This window comes from Kitasatospora sp. NPDC005751 (genome assembly GCF_040630835.1).
GTDB lineage: Bacteria > Actinomycetota > Actinomycetes > Streptomycetales > Streptomycetaceae > Kitasatospora.
In genome coordinates, this window is sequence record NZ_JBEXYC010000031.1 from 23755 (window position 1) to 41963 (window position 18209).

At 73.5% G+C, this 18209-nt stretch carries 18 protein-coding genes and 1 pseudogene; 5 read left to right on the forward strand and 14 right to left on the reverse strand.

From position 1 onward, the window contains the following. Nucleotides 1–24: 24 nt before the first annotated feature. Together ABZ497_RS24520 and ABZ497_RS24525 are read right to left on the reverse strand one after the other, a co-directional pair. Nucleotides 25–927 carry an ABC-2 transporter permease gene (locus ABZ497_RS24520; protein WP_359808256.1) on the reverse strand — a complete coding sequence of 301 codons (903 nt, stop codon included), beginning with the start codon at nt 925–927 and terminating at the stop codon, nt 25–27. Then, a complete protein-coding gene (locus tag ABZ497_RS24525; RefSeq protein ID WP_329488931.1) occupies nt 911–1882 on the reverse strand; it encodes an ABC transporter ATP-binding protein in 972 nt (323 codons plus the stop codon). Before ABZ497_RS24525 ends, ABZ497_RS24520 begins: the two co-directional genes overlap by 17 nt. 190 nt (nt 1883–2072) lie before the next feature. On the opposite strand from ABZ497_RS24525, the gene ABZ497_RS24530 reads away from it, so the two are divergent. Next, the gene (locus ABZ497_RS24530) at nt 2073–2501 is read left to right on the forward strand and encodes a hypothetical protein (protein ID WP_352297741.1); all 429 of its coding nucleotides are present in this window, start codon (nt 2073–2075) and stop codon (nt 2499–2501) included. A gap of 13 nt (nt 2502–2514) precedes the next feature. Further along, on the forward strand, nt 2515–4791 hold the full coding sequence (locus ABZ497_RS24535) for a hypothetical protein (protein WP_329488928.1): 2277 nt from the start codon (nt 2515–2517) through the stop codon (nt 4789–4791). A gap of 90 nt (nt 4792–4881) precedes the next feature. Here ABZ497_RS24535 and ABZ497_RS24540 read toward each other — a convergent pair whose 3' ends face one another. From ABZ497_RS24540 to ABZ497_RS24560, 5 genes are all read right to left on the reverse strand, one after another. After that, on the reverse strand, nt 4882–6000 hold the full coding sequence (locus ABZ497_RS24540; RefSeq protein ID WP_359808259.1) for a hypothetical protein: 1119 nt from the start codon (nt 5998–6000) through the stop codon (nt 4882–4884). Then, nucleotides 5997–6875 carry a hypothetical protein gene (locus ABZ497_RS24545; protein ID WP_359808260.1) on the reverse strand — a complete coding sequence of 293 codons (879 nt, stop codon included), beginning with the start codon at nt 6873–6875 and terminating at the stop codon, nt 5997–5999. The genes ABZ497_RS24540 and ABZ497_RS24545 overlap by 4 nt, the downstream gene beginning before the upstream one ends. Beyond that, nucleotides 6872–7753, reverse strand: coding sequence for a hypothetical protein (locus tag ABZ497_RS24550; RefSeq protein ID WP_359808262.1), 882 nt, complete (start codon nt 7751–7753; stop codon nt 6872–6874). The genes ABZ497_RS24545 and ABZ497_RS24550 overlap by 4 nt, the downstream gene beginning before the upstream one ends. Nucleotides 7754–7806: 53 nt before the next feature. Continuing rightward, nucleotides 7807–8601: a hypothetical protein gene (locus tag ABZ497_RS24555; RefSeq protein WP_359808263.1), complete on the reverse strand. Its 795-nt coding sequence runs from the start codon at nt 8599–8601 to the stop codon at nt 7807–7809. Nucleotides 8602–8970: 369 nt separating this feature from the next. Beyond that, nucleotides 8971–9558 carry a hypothetical protein gene (locus ABZ497_RS24560; protein WP_359808265.1) on the reverse strand — a complete coding sequence of 196 codons (588 nt, stop codon included), beginning with the start codon at nt 9556–9558 and terminating at the stop codon, nt 8971–8973. 35 nt (nt 9559–9593) lie between these two features. On the opposite strand from ABZ497_RS24560, the pseudogene ABZ497_RS24565 reads away from it, so the two are divergent. Next, nucleotides 9594–9890: pseudogene (locus ABZ497_RS24565) on the forward strand (LLM class flavin-dependent oxidoreductase); the annotation flags it as partial. A 48-nt stretch (nt 9891–9938) separates the two neighbouring features. Here ABZ497_RS24565 and ABZ497_RS24570 read toward each other — a convergent pair. Then, entirely contained in the window at nt 9939–10340 is a 402-nt protein-coding gene (locus ABZ497_RS24570) for a DNA-binding protein (protein ID WP_359808267.1), read from the reverse strand. After that, nucleotides 10337–10585: a hypothetical protein gene (locus tag ABZ497_RS24575; RefSeq protein WP_359808268.1), complete on the reverse strand. Its 249-nt coding sequence runs from the start codon at nt 10583–10585 to the stop codon at nt 10337–10339. The genes ABZ497_RS24570 and ABZ497_RS24575 overlap by 4 nt, the downstream gene beginning before the upstream one ends. A 20-nt stretch (nt 10586–10605) precedes the next feature. Between ABZ497_RS24575 and ABZ497_RS24580 the strand changes: the two genes are divergently transcribed. Then, nucleotides 10606–11535 (forward strand): LLM class flavin-dependent oxidoreductase, encoded by a 930-nt coding sequence (locus ABZ497_RS24580; protein ID WP_359808270.1) that lies wholly within the window; start codon nt 10606–10608, stop codon nt 11533–11535. A 43-nt stretch (nt 11536–11578) separates the two neighbouring features. On the opposite strand, the gene ABZ497_RS24585 is transcribed toward ABZ497_RS24580, so the two are convergent. Beyond that, nucleotides 11579–11761: a hypothetical protein gene (locus ABZ497_RS24585; protein WP_329488919.1), complete on the reverse strand. Its 183-nt coding sequence runs from the start codon at nt 11759–11761 to the stop codon at nt 11579–11581. A 395-nt stretch (nt 11762–12156) separates the two neighbouring features. On the opposite strand from ABZ497_RS24585, the gene ABZ497_RS24590 reads away from it, so the two are divergent. Further along, nucleotides 12157–12981 (forward strand): HAD family hydrolase, encoded by an 825-nt coding sequence (locus ABZ497_RS24590; RefSeq protein WP_359808272.1) that lies wholly within the window; start codon nt 12157–12159, stop codon nt 12979–12981. A gap of 115 nt (nt 12982–13096) precedes the next feature. On the opposite strand, the gene ABZ497_RS24595 is transcribed toward ABZ497_RS24590, so the two are convergent. The 4 genes from ABZ497_RS24595 to pstA all read right to left on the reverse strand — a co-directional run bounded on the left by ABZ497_RS24595 (nt 13097) and on the right by pstA (nt 18115). Then, the gene (locus ABZ497_RS24595; RefSeq protein ID WP_329488915.1) at nt 13097–13984 is read right to left on the reverse strand and encodes a phosphate ABC transporter ATP-binding protein; all 888 of its coding nucleotides are present in this window, start codon (nt 13982–13984) and stop codon (nt 13097–13099) included. Nucleotides 13985–14022: 38 nt separating this feature from the next. Continuing rightward, entirely contained in the window at nt 14023–14955 is a 933-nt protein-coding gene (locus ABZ497_RS24600; RefSeq protein ID WP_359808274.1) for a class E sortase, read from the reverse strand. Next, a complete protein-coding gene (locus ABZ497_RS24605; protein WP_359808276.1) occupies nt 14952–16781 on the reverse strand; it encodes a substrate-binding domain-containing protein in 1830 nt (609 codons plus the stop codon). Before ABZ497_RS24605 ends, ABZ497_RS24600 begins: the two co-directional genes overlap by 4 nt. A gap of 65 nt (nt 16782–16846) precedes the next feature. After that, the gene (gene pstA, locus ABZ497_RS24610; protein WP_359808278.1) at nt 16847–18115 is read right to left on the reverse strand and encodes a phosphate ABC transporter permease PstA; all 1269 of its coding nucleotides are present in this window, start codon (nt 18113–18115) and stop codon (nt 16847–16849) included. Nucleotides 18116–18209 lie beyond the last annotated feature (94 nt).

Consider the following 18209-nt stretch of genomic DNA (forward strand, 5'->3'; position numbering starts at 1 on the left):
GACGCCCTCTCAGATCCTGCGTTGTCAGATGTTGCGGTAGCGGCGCAGCAGCAGCGCGTACGAGCCGGCCACCATCGCGGCGGCGGTGGCGGCGAAGACCACCACGCCGAGGGCGCCGGGCGCGTGCAGCCGGTCCGGCCCGCTGCCGAGGTCGAAGAGCTGGTTCACCAGGCTCTCCACCAGCTCGTTCGGCGCGAGCAGGGCCGTCCACTGCGCGGAGTCCGGCAGGCCGCCCCGGCCTTCCGAGCTGATGCCGCTGACGACGCCGACCACGGCGGTGCTGATCGCCAGGTAGCCCATGATCGCGGCCACCCCGAAGCCGCGGCGCGGCGTGGTGGCGGCGATCACCAGCGCGACCGAGGTGGGCACCAGGGCGTACAGCACGGCGGTGACCAGGCCGTAGAGGACGTGCGCGGTGTTGTGCCCGAAGTCCAGCCCGCCGAGCAGCGCGCCGACGTAGAGCACCAGCAGCGGGGCCGTCATCAGCAGCAGCTGGGCGCAGGCCATCGCGGCGTACTTGGCCCGGACGTAGTCGGCCCGGGTGATCGGGCGGGAGAAGTACAGCGGGACGGTGTGGTGGCGGAGGTCCCGGGAGAGCAGCACGGGCGTCTGCGAGGCCAGGAAGATCGAGACCAGCAGGCCCACGATCCCCAGGTACTCCGGGTAGTCGACCGGCAGTTCGTCCTGGCGCTGGACGAGGGCGATCGCCACCATGATCGCGGCCGGCGCGGTGACCAGACCGAGCAGCAGCATCGGCAGCACCTTGGACCGGCCCGAGCGCCCGAGGCCGTACGCGGCGCGCAGGCTCTGGGTGAACAGCGAACGGGTGGCGTAGGCCCGGCCGAGCCGGGGGCCGGCGTAGCCGCGGTACCCGATGTCGTGGATGACGCCGGTGTCGAGCGACCTGGCCTCAGAGGGCAGTGCCATCTGCGGGACCTCCCTTGCTCTGCTGACCGCTGGTCTCCGTGAACAGCTCGGCGACCCGGTGGCGGCGCTGCTCCAGCCGGACCAGCCCGAGGCCGAGGTCCGCGACCGCGTCGCGGATGGTGTCGTAGGTGTCGTCGCCGGCCAGGCGCACCAGCAGGAGCCGCGCGCCCTCCGGCTCGACCGCGAGCCCGGCGGCGGTCAGCCGCTCGCGCACGGCGGCGCTCGCGTCGCGGGTGTGGTCGTCGGGGAAGTCCGTCACCTCGACCGCGAGGGTCGCCGTCACTCCGGTGAACGACGCGGTCGACGAGGAGCGCAGCAGCTTGCCCCCGTCGATGATGACCAGGTGGTCGCAGGTCCGCTCCAGCTCGCCGAGCAGGTGGGTGGTGACCAGCACCGAGATGCCGAAGTCGGTGTGCACCCGGCGGATCAGCGCCAGCATGTCGTCCCGGCCGACCGGGTCCAGCCCGTTGGTGGGCTCGTCCAGCAGCACCAGCTTCGGGTCGTGGACCAGCGCCTGGGCCAGCTTGACCCGCTGCTTCATGCCCGTCGAGTACCCGCCCATCGGCCGGTACCGCTCCTCGTACAGCCCGACGTGCCGCAGCGTGTCGGCCGTCCGCTCGCGGGCCGCGGCGGCCGGGAGCCCGGCCATCCGCGCCATGTGCACCACGAACTCCGTCGCCGAGACGTCCGGCGGCAGGCAGTCGTGCTCGGGCATGTAGCCGACCTGCTCACGGATCTGCCAGCCCTGGGTGGCGATGTCGAGGCCGAGGACCCGCCCCGTACCGGAGGTCGCCGGGGCCAGCCCGAGCAGGATCTTGATGAGTGTGGACTTGCCCGCGCCATTCGCCCCCACCAGGCCGACCACCCCGGGCTCCACCTCTACGGTGAGCTGATCGAGGGCGGTGACCCGGGGGAACCTCTTGGTGAGGCCGTCCGTCTTGATGACAGTGGACACGTCCCTCACCGTAGTGCGGCCGGACCGTCCGGGCCATGAGCTCGAATGACGACGCCCCGTGCTGCTGCGGTATGACATCCGCCCGATGATCCCCTAGGGGTTCCGGCCCGCCACCGCCCTTGTATTCTTTGCGAATTCCTAACACGGGGGCCGCCGGGGAGAGTGCCCGGCAGGGAGGGACGAGAGCACCATGTCGGATCGCGCGACCGCATTTGACCGGATGATGAACCCCTGGGCGTACGACGCCGACGGGAACCTGACCACCGCGGCCAGGCAGCAGGAGGGTGCCCGCACCCGGATCAACTCGGCGAACGCCCCCGGCGACGGCGGCACCGTCGGGGTCGACCCCGCGGCGCTGGACTCCGCCGCCAACTCGTCGGACCAGATCCACGGCCGGCTCAACGGGGACGGCCGGGCCGCCGACGACGAGACCACCCAGGTGGCCACCTCGCTGGCCAACTGGAGCACCGGCAAGGCGGCCGCGCAGACCGCCGCCACCTGGGACCAGCAGATCGCCGCCCTGAACAGCACCATCGGCGAGCTCACCCAGGCCCTGCGGGACAGCGCCACGAACTACCGGAACAACGAAACCGCCGTCAAGCACGACATGAAGGGCTGAGGGGGCGGACGACATGGTCGACTTCCACGAACTGAGCACCGCCAAGCTGGACGTCCTCGGCACCGCCGCCACCGCCTGGGAGGACGTCGCCAAGAAGCTGAAGGCGATGGACGAGGACTGGGACAACACGGTCATCGCCAAGGTCAACTCCGCCAACTGGAGCGGCCCCACCGCCGACCAGGCCCGGCCCAAGCTCCAGCGGGCCAACGAGCAGCTGACCGCCGCCGTCACCGAGGCCACCGCGATCGGCTCGATCCTCAAGGACGCCGGGAACGACTTCCAGGCGGCCAAGGCCAAGCTGGACAAGGCCGTCGCGGACGCCCGCGGCGCCGGGCTGACCGTCACCGACGACGGCACCGTGAGCTGGCCGCCGGCCGACAACGCCACCCGGCACGACCCGGACGCCAGCCGCGCCTACAACGACGAGAACCGCACCAAGGCCGAAGCGGCCCGCAAGGCGATCGACGCGGCCGTCCAGGAGGCCACCGCCGCCGACGAGCGCGCCGCCTGGGCGCTGCGCTCGGACGCCTCCGCCGACGAGGTGAAGTCCTTCAACGCCAAGGCCGTCGGCGGCGGACCGGAGGCGGACGGCATCCGGGCCGCCCAGCTCGCCGGCAAGGGCGGGAAGATCTCGGACACCGAACTCACCGAGCTCAACTCGCTGCTGGCCGCCAACGCGAACGACCCGAAGTTCTCCACCCGCTTCTACCAGGACCTCGGCCCGAAGGGGACGCTGCAGGCCTGGAACAGCATGGTCGGCGACGAGCAGCAGTTCAACGGCGCCAGCGACGCCCGGTGGAAGCAGTACCAGGAGCTGCAGAAGAACCTCGGCCTCAACCTGGCCACCGCCACCCGCACCACCAACGAGCCCCACCTGTCCGACCAGTGGGCCGCCGACCTGCGCAAGGCCGGCTCCGAGACGATGTGGGACAAGCCGTACCGCCAGAGCGGCCTGGACTACTCGCCCTACGGCTACCAGGTGCTCTCCGGCATCCTGCGGACCGGCGACTACGACCCGCACTTCCTCAACCCGATCGCCGAGCACATCACCCAGCTGGACACCGACGACAAGTACTGGCCGGCCCCGGTGATGGGCCCGCGCAGCGACCGGCGCGGCTACAACCTCCTCGGCCAGGAGGGCGGTTCGGGCTGGGAGCCGACCACCGCCGTACTGGAGGCGCTCGGCCACAGCCCGGAGGCGGCCACCAAGTTCTTCCACGACCAGCCGACCGCGTACAACACCGACGGCTCGGTCAACCCGAACGGCAAGGTCAAGCCCTCGGACTACCTGACGTACTTCACGCACGACAAGGAGTACACGCCGGACACCGTCTCGCAGAAGAACGAACTGCGTCAGCAGGGCATGCGCAGCGGTCCGGACGCCCTCGGCCACGCCCTGGAGGCGGCCACCACCGGCCGGCCGTACGACGACCACTCGGGGGTCGCGCCCAAGCACACCGCCGACCAGGCCGAGGTCATGAACCGGGTCGTGCAGACCTTCGGCACCCACGGCAACGGCGGCGTGCTCGACGACCTCAAGGGCGAGGACGCCAAGTTCGCGCCGCTGCGGGACAGCCTCGGGCACATGACCGCCGACTACATGGGCGACACCCAGCGCGCGCTCTCCCCGCACAAGGACGACCTGCCGGTCAACGGCGCCCCGGCCGGGCTCAAGGAGGCGCCGGTCCGCGGCCTGCTCGACGCGCTCGGCCGCGACCCGGACGCGTACGGCGCCGTGGTCAACGCCAACCAGGCGTACTCGACCGCGGTGGTGCGCGGCCACATCGACAGCGGGCAGACCGACTTCGCCCGGCTGGAGTCGGAGATCGACTCCACCTCCCGGGCCGGCGGCGTCATCAGCGGCATCCTCAACGAGGCCCGGATCGACGAGGTCCACCAGGAGCACGCGTCCTCCGACAAGGAGTACAACGAGGCCCTGGAGAAGAACGCCGGGTACGCGCAGACGGCGTTCAGCACCACCATCGGCCTGGCCACCGAGCGGGTCCCGCTGGCGGGCGAGGCGGCCGACTTCCTCGTCGAGCAGATCACCGACAGCGTGGTGAAGGCCAACGAGCGCGACACCACCGAGGACGGCAACCAGGAGGGGCGCGACTTCGTCGCCGAGGGGCGCGAGGGCGCGGCGGTCGGGGCGAAGCAGGCCGTCATCGACGCCGCCAACGGCACCAAGCTCAGCCCGGAGGACATCCAGCGGCTGGCCGACAGCGCCGGGGACCGGGCCCTCGACGGCTACACCGACGGCTCCTCCGGCAGCCAGAGCTCCGGCGGCTGAGGGCCACTCCGAGCCGCGGCGGTCGCCGCCGCGGCGCGGGGCGACCGGTGGGCGGCGTGCCGGGCACGCCGCCCACCGGGTGGCGCCGGATCAGGCCAGCAGGTCGGACTGGAGCGTGACGACCTGCCGGAACGCGGGCGGCTGGACGCCCCGGGCGTTGGTCATCGTGATGACGCCGATGATGTCGCCGGCGCTCAGGTAGGCCAGGTACCCGGTGGTCCGGCCCTCCCCCGCCAGCGTCGTGCTCTCGCGGGTGGCGAGGTCGACGCCCGAGACGCTGTCCCAGCCGATGACGGAGGCGGGCCGCAGACCCGGCAGGTCCCTCGGCTCGCCGTCGCCGCGCAGGTCGGCGAAGACGTCCCAGGCCTCGACGGAGGAACCGAAGCGGAGCAGCCGGATCTGGGTGCGGGTGCCGTCGGAGGCGGTCCACTCCCGGACGGTGGCGGCGCGGCAGACGTCGCGCAGCAGCAGGGCCCGCAGCTTCGCCGGCTCCTTCTGCTCGGCGGCCATCGCGTCACAGGCGACCCAGTCCGCCGGAGCCGTGCCGGCGGCCGGGGTCGGGGCGGCCGACCCGCCGGTGGCCGCCGGGGCGCTCGCGGTGGCACCGTCGGGCGCGGCGGGCGACGACGCGGCCGGGCTCGCGGTCGGTGCCGCGGTCGATGCCGCGGTGGGGGTCGCGGTCGGGGTCGCGGTCGGGGTCGGGGTCGGGGTCGGGAAGACCGCCGGGGCCGACGAACCGCCGGCTTCCTTCGGGGCCGGCAGGAGCAGGTACCGCAGGTCGGCGGCGTGCCGGCTCTTGTTCTCACCGGGCGCCGCCTGGCCGGACGGCAGCGGCGGCAGGGCCAGCGCGGGGAAGGTGTAGCGGCCGTCGCCCCGGGTGGCCAGGCCCGGGATGTCGGTGCGCTCGGGCGCGGTGACGGCCAGCGCGGCGCCGGTACCGGCCAGCACGCAGACCAGGGCGGCCGCGCCCCAGCGCAGCGCCGCGTTGCGCCGGCGGGTGCGGCGGGCCGCGAGCTCCTCGGGGCTCGGCGGCGGGAGCGACGGCAGGGTCCCGGCCCCGGGGGCGACGGCCCAGGGGTCGGCCCCCGGGACCGCCTCGGCGGGCGGGCCGGCCGGAGCGGCGGGGGGCGCGAACGGTGCGGGGGGCGCCGGGGGCGCGTCGGCCCCGGCAGGGGCCGCGCTGTCGTGCGGGGTGGCGTGGTCGGTCATGCGGACGCTCCCGGGCTGGCGAGGCGGTCGAGCTGCTGGCTGAAGAGGGTGACGATCTTGTCCTTGGGCAGCGGTGCCGCACCCTCGGCGCTCATGATCACCAGGAGGTCGCCCTCGGCGGCCGAGCACTCCAGGTAGTCGATCGGCGCGGACGGCGGAGCGGGCATCAGGTAGCAGTGCGCCTCGGGGTGCCCGGGGATCCCGGGGCCGATCCGGAAGAGCCCGGTGTCGCCGGTGAAGACGGCCGTGTACTCGTTGGCCTTCTGCACCTCCTGCTGGTTGAACTGCCGCAGCCTCAGACCGATCACCAGGTCGTCCGTACCGGTCTTGTAGGTGCGCACCCCGGTGGCCTTGACGTGCAGGCCCTCCCAGTACTGGCGGAGCTTGTCCCGCTTCTCCTTGGGGATCTGCTGGAGGTCGCTGTCCATCTCGGCGGAGAGCTGGTCCGCCGACAGCTCGACGTCGTTGCCGTAGCCGCCGTCGTCCGGGCCGAGCGCATAGCCGGCCGGGACGGGCAGCAGCAGGTCGCGCAGCGACCCGAAGTGGTTGCCGTTGGCCTTGGCGCCGAAGGGGGTGGGCGTGGCGGTCGGGGCGGGCGCCGCCGCCGTCGGTGCGGCGGCGGCGCTGGCGGGCGCGGGGTCGTCGTACCGGGTCTCGATGACGCCGACGCCGATGACCACGCCGACCAGCGCGGCCGCCACGGTCGCGCCGGTGGCCCGCAGGAGCCGGCGACCGGTGGGCCCGGGCCGCTCCGGGCCGGCGGCGGCCGGCCCGGGCACGGGGGCCTGCTCGACCGGCCCGGGCGGCCCGAACGGCTCGACGGGGACCGGCGCGGGGTTCGCGGCCTCGGTCACGGTCACGGTGCTGTCGCTCATACCAGCCGCTCCCACTGCTGCTTGGCGATGTCCTTCACGACATCGGGGTTCACCGGCCGCGTGCCGAAGGCCTCGACCTTCATCACCAGCGTGCCGCGCTGCGCCAGCGCGGTGCCCAGGTAGTACTGCTCGGTGGACTCCGCCCAGTGCGAGGGCTCGCTGTCGACGTGGAAGCCGCCGTTGGCGTCGTCCGCGAACGGCTGGAGCCGGTAGGCGGCGGCGGCGTACTTCGCCGAGGCGGCGTGGTCGGGGGCGTACTGGATCAGCGAGACCCGGACCTTCAGGTCGTCCTTCTTCCAGTCCACCTCGACGGCGCGGCGGAACTCCGCGACGTTCAGGGCGCGGAAGGCCTCCGCCGACCGGCCGGTGTGCTCGGCGAGCTCGCCGATGGTGATCCAGCTGGGCGTGTCGGGGAAGTCGGCCCAGGCCGTGCTGCCGGCCGGCGCCGTCACCAGCAGCTTCCGCAGGTCGCCGTCGACGGCCGGCGGCCTGGGCGCCGCCGCGGCGACGGCCGCCGGGTCCACCACCTCGGCCGGGTAGGACGGCCGGGCGACCTGGATCGGCGGCAACGGGGTCGGCGGACGGTTCGCCTGCACGGCGTAGCCGACGGCGCCGCCGAGCAGGGTGCCCAGCAGCAGTCCGCAGGTCAGCAGCAGCACCGGCCGGGGCCGGCGCGGACGGTGCGGCGGCAGGGCGGCGGCGGGGGGCGCGAACCCGTCGGCGAAGACCACGGCGGGCGGCGCGGCGGGGGCGTCGGGCGCGGGTCCGTCGGCCGGGGCGACCGGTTCGGCGGGCGGTGCGGCGGGGGCGGCCGGTTCGGCGGGCGGCGCGGGCGCGGGTCCGTCGGCGGGCGACGGCTCCACGGGACGGGTGGTCACGGAGTGGCTCCAGGAGAGGGAAAGGTGACGTCGGGCGTGGGCGGCGGAGCGGTTCAGCCGCCGGAGGAGAGCCGCTCGCGCTGGCGCTTCATCAGCTCGCTCAGCAGCGCCTTGTCCGGGGTCCCCTTCACCTCGACGTCGAGCGTGTACTGGACGTCGCCCTGGCTGGAGATGCCGGTCATCGAGCCGGTGTACGCCTGCTGCTTGGGCTTGCGGACGTAGCCGTGGGCGGCGGGATCGCCGTCGATCGCGATCGGGTCCAGTTTCATCGTGTAGCCCTGGACGAACTCGCTCGCCATCGCGGTCGAACCGAAGCGCATCAGGGTGACCGTCACCTCGGCCTTGCCGTCCGCCGTGCGGTACGTCCGGGCGGCGGCCTCCTTGTACCCGTAGGAGCCCAGGACGCGCATGATGCCGTCCTGGTTGTCGAAGAGGTCGGCCACCTCGTCGTCGGTCAGCTTCATCCCGTCCGGCGGCCCGTAGGACTCGCCGGCGTCGGGGATCGGGAGCAGGAAGTACCGCAGGTCGCCTTCGTGCCGGCCCCCGCTGACGGTGCCCTTGAGGGTGCTCACCGGCCGGGGGACGGGTGCGACGGTGGTCGGCGCGGCGGTGGTCGGCACCGCCGTGGGCGAGGCCGACGCGGTGGTGCTCGCACTCGCGCCGGCGGTCGCGGTCGGCGCGGCCTTGGCCGGGGCGGCCACGACGGCCGGCCGGCCGTCGGGCTTCCCTACGGCCACGGTGACGGCGGCGCTGGTCGCCGTCACGGCGAGCAGCCCGGTGGTGGCCAGGGCCACGCCGACGGCGCGCGGCAGCTTCCGCCCCGAGGCGGCCACCGGCGCGGCGGCCACGGGATCAGCGGCGGGTACGGCAGCGGCTTCGGCCGCGGGACCGGCAGGGGTTTCGGACGACGCACCGTTCGCCGGTTCGGCGGCGGACGGCACGTTTTCGGGCGCGGACAAGGAGCTCCCCCGGGGAATGTGGAATGTCGCGCACGGGCCCCTCGCGGGCCACCCCCCGTGGCTCTCCAGGCCGACCGTCACGCGTCTCACCAGGAATTATGAGAGTCGCCCGGGAGGTGTGCCAACAAAATCAATCACCGCACTCCCACCCAATGATCAATCAATCGGACATCCCGTGACCGAACCGCAATCGGCACCCGGAGACCGCGTCGGCCCGCCCGGTGGGAGACCACCGGGCGGGCCGATCGGCGGGACGGATCAGGAGTGGGCGCGCTCGGTCAGCTCGACGACCTTGCCGGCGGAGTCGATCGCGACCTTGTAGTCCCCGGCGGAGCACGGGTAGAAGCCCTTGGTGCTGGTGGGATCGGTGAGGCACTCACCGATGTGCTTCACCAGATCGGCGACGTTGACGTCCTTGGACGGGGCCAGGACCGAGTTCAGGTGGCCCTTGGCGGTGGGCGCGAACGGCGCGCTCTTCTCGGCACCGACCGGCTCGAAGACCACGTCGTTGACCCCGCACGCGGTCTTGGTGTCCTTGTAGACCAGCGTGGTCGTGGTGGTCCCCTTGACCGGGTAGACCCACTTCTGCCCGGCGGGCAGCGGCGCGGCGTCGCAGAACCCCTCCGGCTCGTCGCTCGCACCGGCCGACGGCTTGGCGCTCTTGCCGCCCGTCGGCGCGGCACCCGTCGGCGCGGCGGCGGACGAGGTGGCGGGCGCGACGGCGGGCGAGGTGGTCACCGGGCCGCCGCCCGCCTGGTCCGACGCGTTGTCGGGCCCGCAGGCCGTGAGCCCCAGCGCGGCGACCGCGACCAGGCCGACGCCGCATACTCTCCGGAAAATGGGCATGCCGAAAGAACCCCCGTTTGACGCATGATCAGATTGTGAGGCGTGCGGCGGAAAGACTAGCCCCTCCCACGGACTACTCCGGGGAGCGGGTCGAGGGAGGTGCCGCCGCCTCGCCGGCGGGCCACACACCGCGATGGCGGAAGCTCTGGCGGCGGGCCGAGGACCTCGGGTTCCATGCCGCCTACACCTACGACCACCTGAGCTGTCGCTCGTTCCGGGACGAGCCGTGGTTCGGGGCGGTGCCGACGCTGACGGCGGCCGCGACGGCGACCGAACGCCTGCGGCTGGGCACGCTGGTGACCTCGGTCAATCCTTTTTCACCCATCACGGTCTGACCTGCGGGAAGCCGGCGGAACAGCCGGGCTCCGCTACGCCGGGCCTCAGACGGCGATGAGCCGGACGCGGTCGCCGCAGAGCTTCGCCATGTCGTCGATGTCCGAGGTGAGCATGGCCACCGGTCCCGGCTGACGCAGCGCCATCTCGGCGACGGTCGCGTCGATCGCGTGCTTGTGGCCATGCAGGCCGGTGTGCTTCAGCAATGCTGCGGAGGCCCTGGCGGCCTGTTCAGTGACGGCCTCGATCTTGACCTGTGACAGCACCCAGTTCAGCCGAGCAGCATTCACTCGTGCGTGCGAGACCTCCGCGATGGTGTTGGCGCCGACCACCAGGCTTGCCGTCATGGAGTGAAAAGACCTGACCATCGCAAGCACGTCGCGGTCTTGTGAAATCCAGGCAGACACTCCCCGGGAGTCCAGCACGACGGTCTCAATGCGCTCGCTCACGCGGCGTTCGCCGCACTGCCGGGCTCGGACGAACCGAAGATCCTCGCGTGCGCGGCAGCGAGTTCCTCTTCCGTGAACGCACCGTGCGCCTCTTCGTACCGGCGGAGCTCCTCGCCGAGCAACTGGTGCCTGATCTGTCGGGCGACCGCTTCGGCGACGTAGCCGGAGACGTTGTCCGTAAGCTTCTTCAACTCGGCCACCTGCTCAGTGGGCAGGGTGACCGTGATGCGCGTGGTGGCTGCCATGGGGCAAACATACTCCTGGTATGCGTCGGCTTGGTCAGGCTTCGCCACATAGGGTCGGCAGCATGCGACTGAGCACGGTGATCCTCCCCATCCACCGGTGGAGCGAGGGGCAGAAGATCTGGCGGCGGGCCGAGGACCTCGGGTTCCATGCCGCCTACACCTACGACCACCTGAGCTGGCGCTCGTTCCGGGACGAGCCGTGGTTCGGGGCGGTGCCGACGCTGACGGCGGCCGCGACGGCGACCGAACGCCTGCGGCTGGGCACGCTGGTGACCTCGCCCAACTTCCGGCACCCGGTCACGCTGGCGAAGGAGATCGTGTCGCTGGACGACGTGTCCGGCGGGCGCCTCACGCTCGGGATCGGGGCCGGCGGGACGGGGTTCGACGCGACGGCGATGGGCCAGGAGCCGTGGTCGCCGAAGGAGCGGGCGGACCGGTTCGGGGAGTTCCTGCCGCTGCTGGACGAGCTGCTGCGCGAGGACGCCACGACCCGCGAGGGCACGTACTACTCCGCCGTCGAGGCGCGGAACATCCCCGGCTGCGTGCAGCGGCCGCGGGTGCCGTTCTACGTCGCCGCGACCGGACCGCGCGGACTGCGGCTGGCGGCGGAGCACGGGCAGGGCTGGGTGACGTACGGGGACCCGAAGGGGCCGGCGGACGTGCCGGTGGCGCAGGCGCCCGCCGTGATCGCCGCGCAGATCGCGAAGCTGACCGCCGCCTGCGAGGCGCGCGGCCGGGACGCGGCGGAGCTGGAGAAGGTGCTGCTCCAGGGCTCGACGGCGGAGCAGCCGCTCGCCTCGCTGGACGCGTTCGTGGACTGGGCGGGCACCTACCGGGAGCTGGGGATCACCGAGCTGGTGATCCACTGGCCGGTGCCGGGCTCGATCTTCGAGAACGACCTGGCCGTCTTCGAGAAGATCGCCACCGAGGGCCTCGCCCAGCTGGGGTGAACCGGAGCCGGCCACCGCGGGTGCGGTGGCCGGCCGGTGGCCGTCACGGGTGCGGGCGGGTGCGCTGGGTGGGGACGTGCGGGGTCGCGTCCGGGGTGGTGCGCCGGGCCAGCTCGGCGAGGGTGTCGAAGATGAAGTCGCCGATCAGGACCGGGTCGCGCGTCTCGCGCGGGGCGTCCGGCGGGGTGGTCGGTGGGCGCTCGTCTCGGGCGTGGCGAGTTCGCATGGCTCTTCCTGCCGACGGGGTGGCCGGGATCAGTCATGCCCGGGAAGAGGAAGCAGGACACCCGGCACGGTGGGGGAACGGCCGGAAAGAACGGCTCGGGGGCCGAAATGCGGTGCGGCGGCGGGCGCTTACGCCGATCGGATACCGGCCGGGGGTATTCTCTCGCCCGTGGCGGCGGGCGAACAGCGCAGCGGGGGACGCGGCCAGCGGCGGCCCGGCCCTGCTTCCCCGCCGAACTGCCGGCCGGCGGGGACCGGCGGCTCTTCCTCCCGTTCATGACCGGCGGCACGCTGCACACCGCCGCGCTGACCCTGCGGGTCGGCTAGCGGGCCGCGCCGTCAGGAGGTCGCCGTCGCGGCGGTGACCTCCCGACGGCGGTAGGCGAAGATGGAGCGGTGACCACTCCCCGCACCGCCCCCCGCCTGATCGCCACCGACCTGGACGGCACGCTGCTGTGCGCCGGCGGCACCGTCTCCGAGCGGACCGCCGCCGCACTGGCCGCCGCCGAGGCGGCCGGGGTCCAGGTGGTCTTCGTGACCGGTCGGCCGCCGCGCTGGATGCAGCAGGTCAGCAGCCACATCGGCGGCCACGGCGTGGCGATCTGCTCCAACGGCGGCGCGGTGGTCGACGTGCGGCGCGGCGAGCTGCTGGAGTCTTTCCCGCTCGGCGCGGAGGCCGCGCTGGCGGTGGTGGCGGCGCTGCGGGCGAAGCTGCCCGGTACCGCCTTCGCCTTCGAGTACCCGGCCGGGTTCGCCCGCGAGCCCGGCTACGAGGTGCGGATGTGGGGCCAGGACGAGAACCACCCGATCGGCCCGGCCGAGGAGCTGCTCGGCGCCGGGGGGCCGGTCACGGGCCTGTTCAAGCTGCTGGCGAAGCACCCGGACCTCGACCCCGACAAGCTGCTCTCGGTGGCCCGTGAGGCGGCCGGGCACCTCGCCGAGATCACCCGGTCCGCGCCGATCCCGCTGCTGGAGATCAGCGCGCCCGGCGTCACCAAGGCGAGCACGCTGGCCCGCTGGTGCGCCGGGCGCGGGATCGACCGGAGCGAGGTGGTGGCCTTCGGCGACATGCCGAACGACCTGGAGATGCTGGCCTGGGCCGGTACCGCGTACGCCGTGGCCAACGCGCACCCGCAGGTGCTGGCGGCGGTGCCGCTGCACACGGTGAGCAATGAGCTGGACGGCGTCGCGGCGGTGCTGGAGCGGCTGCTCGGCCACTGAGCCGAAAACGCGAAGGCGCCGCGAAGGGGCCGCGAGGAGGCCGGGAACGCGCGGAGGCCGGGCCGGACCGGCATCCCGCCGCTCCGACCCGGCCGGGCCCGGCCGGGCGGTCCGGCTACCCGAAGCGGCCGTTGACGTAGTCCGCGGTCCGCTGGTCCCGCGGATCGGTGAACAGCTGCTCGGTCGGTCCGGCCTCGACGATCCGCCCCGGGGTGTCGTGGGTGGCCAGGAAGAACGCGCAGGACTGCGAAACGCGCTGCGCCTGCTGCATGTTGTGGGTCACGATCACGATGGTGAGCCGCCCCCGCAGCTCCGCGATGGTCTCCTCCACCCGGCGGGTCGAGGTGGGGTCGAGCGCCGAGCACGGCTCGTCCATCAGCAAGATGTCCGGCGAGACGGCCAACGACCGGGCGATGCACAGGCGTTGCTGCTGGCCACCGGAGAGCGCGCCGCCCGGGGTGTGCAGCCGGGTGGCGACCTCGTCCCAGAGACCGGCCCGCCGCAGGCTGCTCTCCACCAGGTGCTCGCGCTCCTCCTTGGAGACCTTGATGCCGGCCAGCTTCAGCCCGCTGGAGACGTTGTCCTGGATGGACATCGCCGGGAACGGGTTGGGCCGCTGGAACACCATCCCGATCCGCCGCCGGACCTCGGCGGGGCGCCGGCCGGGCCGGTACACGTCGTCGCCGTCCAGCAGCACCTCCCCGGCGAGCTGCGCGCCGCGGACCATCTCGTGCATCCGGTTGAGGATCCGCAGGTAGGTGGACTTGCCGCAGCCGGAGGGGCCGATCAGCGCGGTGACCTCCCCGGCGGGCATGCCGAGCGAGACCCGCTCCAGCACCTTGTGCGAGCCGAACCAGGCGGAGACGTCCCTGGTCTCCAGGCCGGCCAGCGGGGCGCCGGCGGCGTCCGCCGGGTGGACGGGCGGCAGGGTCAGCGTGGTCTCGCTCGCGGAGCCGCCCCGGTCGAGCGGGGCGAACGGGTCGAGCGGGGGTACGTCGGTCATCGGTGCATCCGTCATCGGTACGGTCCTCCGGGCGCGCTTCAGTAGAGGTTGGGCAGCAGGGCGGCGGCGTTCTCGTAGACGGCCCAGAGGATCGCGGCGATCACCGGCGCGATGCTGAGCCAGGCGGCCGAGCGGCGCCAGATCCGGGCCAGCAGGATCGCGGCGACCACCGCGCCCAGCAGCCCGAGCGACCACAGCTGCAGCGTGGCCAGCGCGCCCTTGTCGGCGGCCAGCGCCTTGTCGTACGGCACGGTGGCGGGGCGCCCGCCGGGGTTGACCTCCGGGTCGCCGTCCAGCCGGGCGCCGATCATCACCGTCGAGCCGGGGATCCAGTCGGAGTCCCCGGTGACCAGCACCAGCCGGTTGCGGACCGGGTCGCTGATCGGGTGGTCGCCGTCCCCGTAGACGTTGACGGTGTAGGTGAACCTGCCCTGCCCGGTGGTCGCCTCGATCCGGTCGCCGACCCGGAGCCTGGACAGCTCGGCGAACGGCGCGCCGAAGGTCGCCCCACGGCCGAACACCACCGCGACCCCGCTCTGCCCGGGCAGCGCGGTGTCCCGGCGGTGGCCGGGCCCGCGCATCAGGTCCCGGCCGGTGGTGCCCTCCACCACGACGGCCCCGTGCAGACCGATCGCCGGGATGTCGAGCAGCGCGACCGGGTCCCCGTCGGCGGCGCCGCCGGTCGGCGCGACCGCCTTGGCCAGCTGGTCCCGGAAGGTCTTGTACGCGGTCGACTGGTAGTGCCGCTGCTGGAGGTGCGAGAGCGTGAAGAGGTACCCGACGAATCCCATCGTGAGTGCCGCCAGCAGGCTGACCGCCCAGGCCCCCTGGAGGAACCGCCGCCGGGCCGGCCGGGCGGCGCCGGGGCCCGCCCCGGCCGCCCTCGGGTCCGGGACGGGCGTCGCGGCGGCCGGCGCGGCCGGGGTGCCGGGGGCGGGGGGCGCCGGCTTCTCCAGCGCCGGGGCGGTCACGACCGGCCGCCGGCGGAGTTGCGGCGCCGCATCAGACGGCGGCCGAGCAGCGGCGGGACGAGCACGACGGCGAGCAGTTCGAGCGCGGTCAGGGTGGACAGCATCCAGTCGTCCGGCCGCCCGTCGACGGCGACCACGTTGGCCGTGACCTCGCCGGCGGTGGCGGCGCGGCCGCGCGCGACCACCTGGCCGGTCTGCGGGTCGACGACGTCCTCGGCCGCGGCCTGGTCGCCCTCGGTGCCGGTGCCCGCGGCCGGGTCGACCGCGCCGGGCTGGTCGGCCGCGCCGCCGGGGCCGCCGCCGGTAGTCCCGCCGGCCCCCGCCGCGCCACTTGTGCCCCCGGTGCCGGACGATCCGCTGCCGGTGCCGCTCGCCGAGGGGGTCTTCCCCGCCCCGCCGCTCGCGCTGCCGCCCGTCCCGCCGGTGGCGGAGCCGGCGCCCCCGGTGGCGGAGCCGCCGGTGCCGGAGCCCGAGCCGGACCCGGACTTGACCGCCTGGCCGCCCTGCACGGTGCAGTCCAGCGGGGCGCCCTTGGCGTCGCACGGGCTGGGCTGCGGGGCGTTGTCCAGCACGGTCAGCCGGCCGGCCGAGTTGAAGGTCGGGTTGGCGCAGTTGGAGAGGGTGTTGGCGTCGACCGGGCTGGCGTTGCCGGGGATGTGCTGGGTCTGCAGCAGCCCGCCGCGGACCAGGTTGCGCGGGATCGGGGAGTAGCCGAGGCCGTCCGCCTCGCCCTGGCCCTCGCAGAGTACGTAGGCGAGGAAGCGGCTGAGCGCGCTGCCCTTGTCGTTGGTGAAGCGCGGCGGCGGCGGGAGCGCCGCCCCGGCCCGCGGCACGATGAGGTAGCTGTAGCTGGAGAGCGGGTACGACCTCGGGTCGTTCATCGAGTAGACGCCGTCGAGGTTCTGCTGGAGGTAGTCCGGGTCGTCGGCGGCGGTGCTGTCGTCCACGCCGCGGATCTTGGCGGCGGTGAGCGCGACGGCGACGTTGGAGGCGGTCGGCAGGGTGTAGTAGCCGGCCGGGTTGAGCACCTTCACGACCGGCCAGTTGCTGCGCTTGGCGAAGGCGTACTCGTCGTAGCCGATGGTGCCGAGGCCGGACGGGGCCTTGATGTAGCCGGCCACGACGTCGGAGCCGTTCTGCGCGGTCATCCGGCCCGACGGCGGGAAGAACTCGGTGTAGTCACCGCAGCTGACGCCGTTGACGCTCTTGCAGTACTCCTCCCACTGCGCGCCGTGGGTGTGGCTCATCCAGCGGGTGAACTGGGCGGTCGCGCCGGAGCCGTCGGAGCGGACCACCGGGGTGATCGGGAGGCTCGGCAGGGCCTTGCCGTAGTCCGCGGTGATCTTCGGGTCGTTCCAGTTGGTGATCTTGTTGGTGAAGATGTCGACCACGGTCTGCGGGGAGAGCCGCAGGTCGCGGACCTGCTTGCCGGCGACGACCAGGTTGTACATGAAGGTCGTCCCACCGGCGGTGATCGGCACGTAGGAGAAGCCGTACCGGGGGTTCTCGGCCTTGCCGGAGCCGCCGGCCTGGCCGGCCTGGCCGAGGCCGGTGTCGGTCTGCGAGCGGAACGGCACGTCGGAGGCGGTGAAGTCGTCCTGGCCGATGCTCCACTGGTTGCGGCCGGCCGCCGAACCGATCGGGTTGAAGTTGATCTGGATGCCCTGCGGAGCGACGTCCTGGCGCCACTGGTCGATGGCCGGGCCGGCCCAGCTGGAGCCGTCGGCGTTGAGCGCGGTGGCCGCGAAGGCGGGGGTGCTCTGCCCCAGCAGGAGGGAGCCCGCGGCGAGGATCAGGGACAGCAGCACGGCGAACGTGCGTGCCACGGGGCGGCTTGGGGCCTCCCACGACATGGGAACTCCTCTGGTGCTGAAGGCGTTTGGGCGGGACATCAGTGCTCCCCGAGGGCGGTGGCCACGCCGGCGGGCCGGGCGGCGGTACGGGCGGCGGCCGCGGTCGAGGGCCGGGCGGAGCCCCGGTGCCCGCCCCGGGCGGAGGCCTCGGCGACGGCGGCGGCGCGGTCGATCCGGCGCTTCTGGCGGCGCGTCAGCTGACCCGGCTTGCGGCCGCCGACGACGCGGGCGGTGACGAACAGGACGAGCACCACGATCATCAGGGTCAGCGCGGCGGCGAAGGCGCGCGCGATCATGTCGGGGTAGGGCTGCTTGACGTAGTTCCAGATGTACAGCGGCAGCGAGACCTGGTGCTCGCTGAACGGATTGCCGTTGAACTGCGAGGTGAACCCCGAGGTCAGCAGCACCGGGGAGGTCTCGCCGACGCCGCGCGCCATGCCGAGCACCACGGCCGTCACCAGTCCGGGGCGGGCGGTCGGCAGCACCACGTTCCAGACCGTGCGCCACTGGCTGCCGCCGAGTGCGTACGAGGCCTCCCGCAGCGTGCCGGGCACCAGCCGGATGACCACCTCGGCGGCCCTGGTGACGATCGGCATCATCATCACGGTGAGGGCCAGCGAGGCCGCGAAGCCGCTCTTCTCGAAGCCGAAGGTGATGATCACGACGCCGAGGATGAACAGGCCCGCGACGATCGACGGCAGCGCGGTCATCGCCTCGACCAGGGTCCGCACCGGCCGGGCCATCCGGCCGCCGACCTCGGACATGAAGACCGCCGCCGCGATGCCCAGCGGGACCGCGAACAGCGTGGCCAGGCCGAGCTGTTCGAGCGAGCCGACCAGCGCGTTGAGCGCGCCGCCCGAGGTGATCGGGGAGAGCGGGGCGGTGTGGTCCATCGACTCGGTGAAGAAGTTGAGGTGCCGGGCCGCGTCGTAGCCGCGCACCAGCACGTAGCCGATCTGGTCGGCGATCAGGCCGACGACCAGCAGGCCGGAGCTCCAGGCGACGACCGAGACCAGCCGGTCCCGGACCATCAGCGGGTTCCACTGGAGGCGGCCGATGGCGAAGTAGCCCACCAGGAACAGGGCGTACCAGCAGAGCAGGAAGCCCTGCGCACCGCTGAACGGCAGGATCCGCTCGTAGAGCATCCAGTCCAGGGCGAGCGAGCCGACCAGCGCACCGACCAGGGTCAGCACGTCCTCGCGGGTGAAGCCGCCGAGCCGGACCCGCTTCTCGGGGTGCGGCGCGGCGGCCGCGGGTGGGTCGGCCGGCGCGGCCACGGTGGCCGGGGGCAGGTCGAGGGTGGTCATCGGGCGGTCCCTTCACGGCGGAGCGGCAACGGGCGGCGCGACAAGGGGCCGCTCGGCAACGGGCGGCGCGACAAGGGGCCGCGCGGTGACGGGC

Bases quoted from the DNA above. Each gene is read 5' to 3' on its own strand.
- ABZ497_RS24575 (WP_359808268.1), bottom strand. From the start codon at position 10,585: ATGGCAGCCACCACGCGCATCACGGTCACCCTGCCCACTGAGCAGGTG.
- ABZ497_RS24535 (WP_329488928.1), top strand. From the start codon at position 2,515: ATGGTCGACTTCCACGAACTGAGCACCGCCAAGCTGGACGTCCTCGGC.
- ABZ497_RS24560 (WP_359808265.1), bottom strand. From the start codon at position 9,558: ATGCCCATTTTCCGGAGAGTATGCGGCGTCGGCCTGGTCGCGGTCGCC.
- ABZ497_RS24545 (WP_359808260.1), bottom strand. From the start codon at position 6,875: ATGAGCGACAGCACCGTGACCGTGACCGAGGCCGCGAACCCCGCGCCG.
- ABZ497_RS24520 (WP_359808256.1), bottom strand. From the start codon at position 927: ATGGCACTGCCCTCTGAGGCCAGGTCGCTCGACACCGGCGTCATCCAC.
- ABZ497_RS24530 (WP_352297741.1), top strand. From the start codon at position 2,073: ATGTCGGATCGCGCGACCGCATTTGACCGGATGATGAACCCCTGGGCG.
- ABZ497_RS24580 (WP_359808270.1), top strand. From the start codon at position 10,606: ATGCGTCGGCTTGGTCAGGCTTCGCCACATAGGGTCGGCAGCATGCGA.
- ABZ497_RS24595 (WP_329488915.1), bottom strand. From the start codon at position 13,984: ATGACCGACGTACCCCCGCTCGACCCGTTCGCCCCGCTCGACCGGGGC.
- ABZ497_RS24585 (WP_329488919.1), bottom strand. From the start codon at position 11,761: ATGCGAACTCGCCACGCCCGAGACGAGCGCCCACCGACCACCCCGCCG.
- ABZ497_RS24540 (WP_359808259.1), bottom strand. From the start codon at position 6,000: ATGACCGACCACGCCACCCCGCACGACAGCGCGGCCCCTGCCGGGGCC.
- pstA (WP_359808278.1), bottom strand. From the start codon at position 18,115: ATGACCACCCTCGACCTGCCCCCGGCCACCGTGGCCGCGCCGGCCGAC.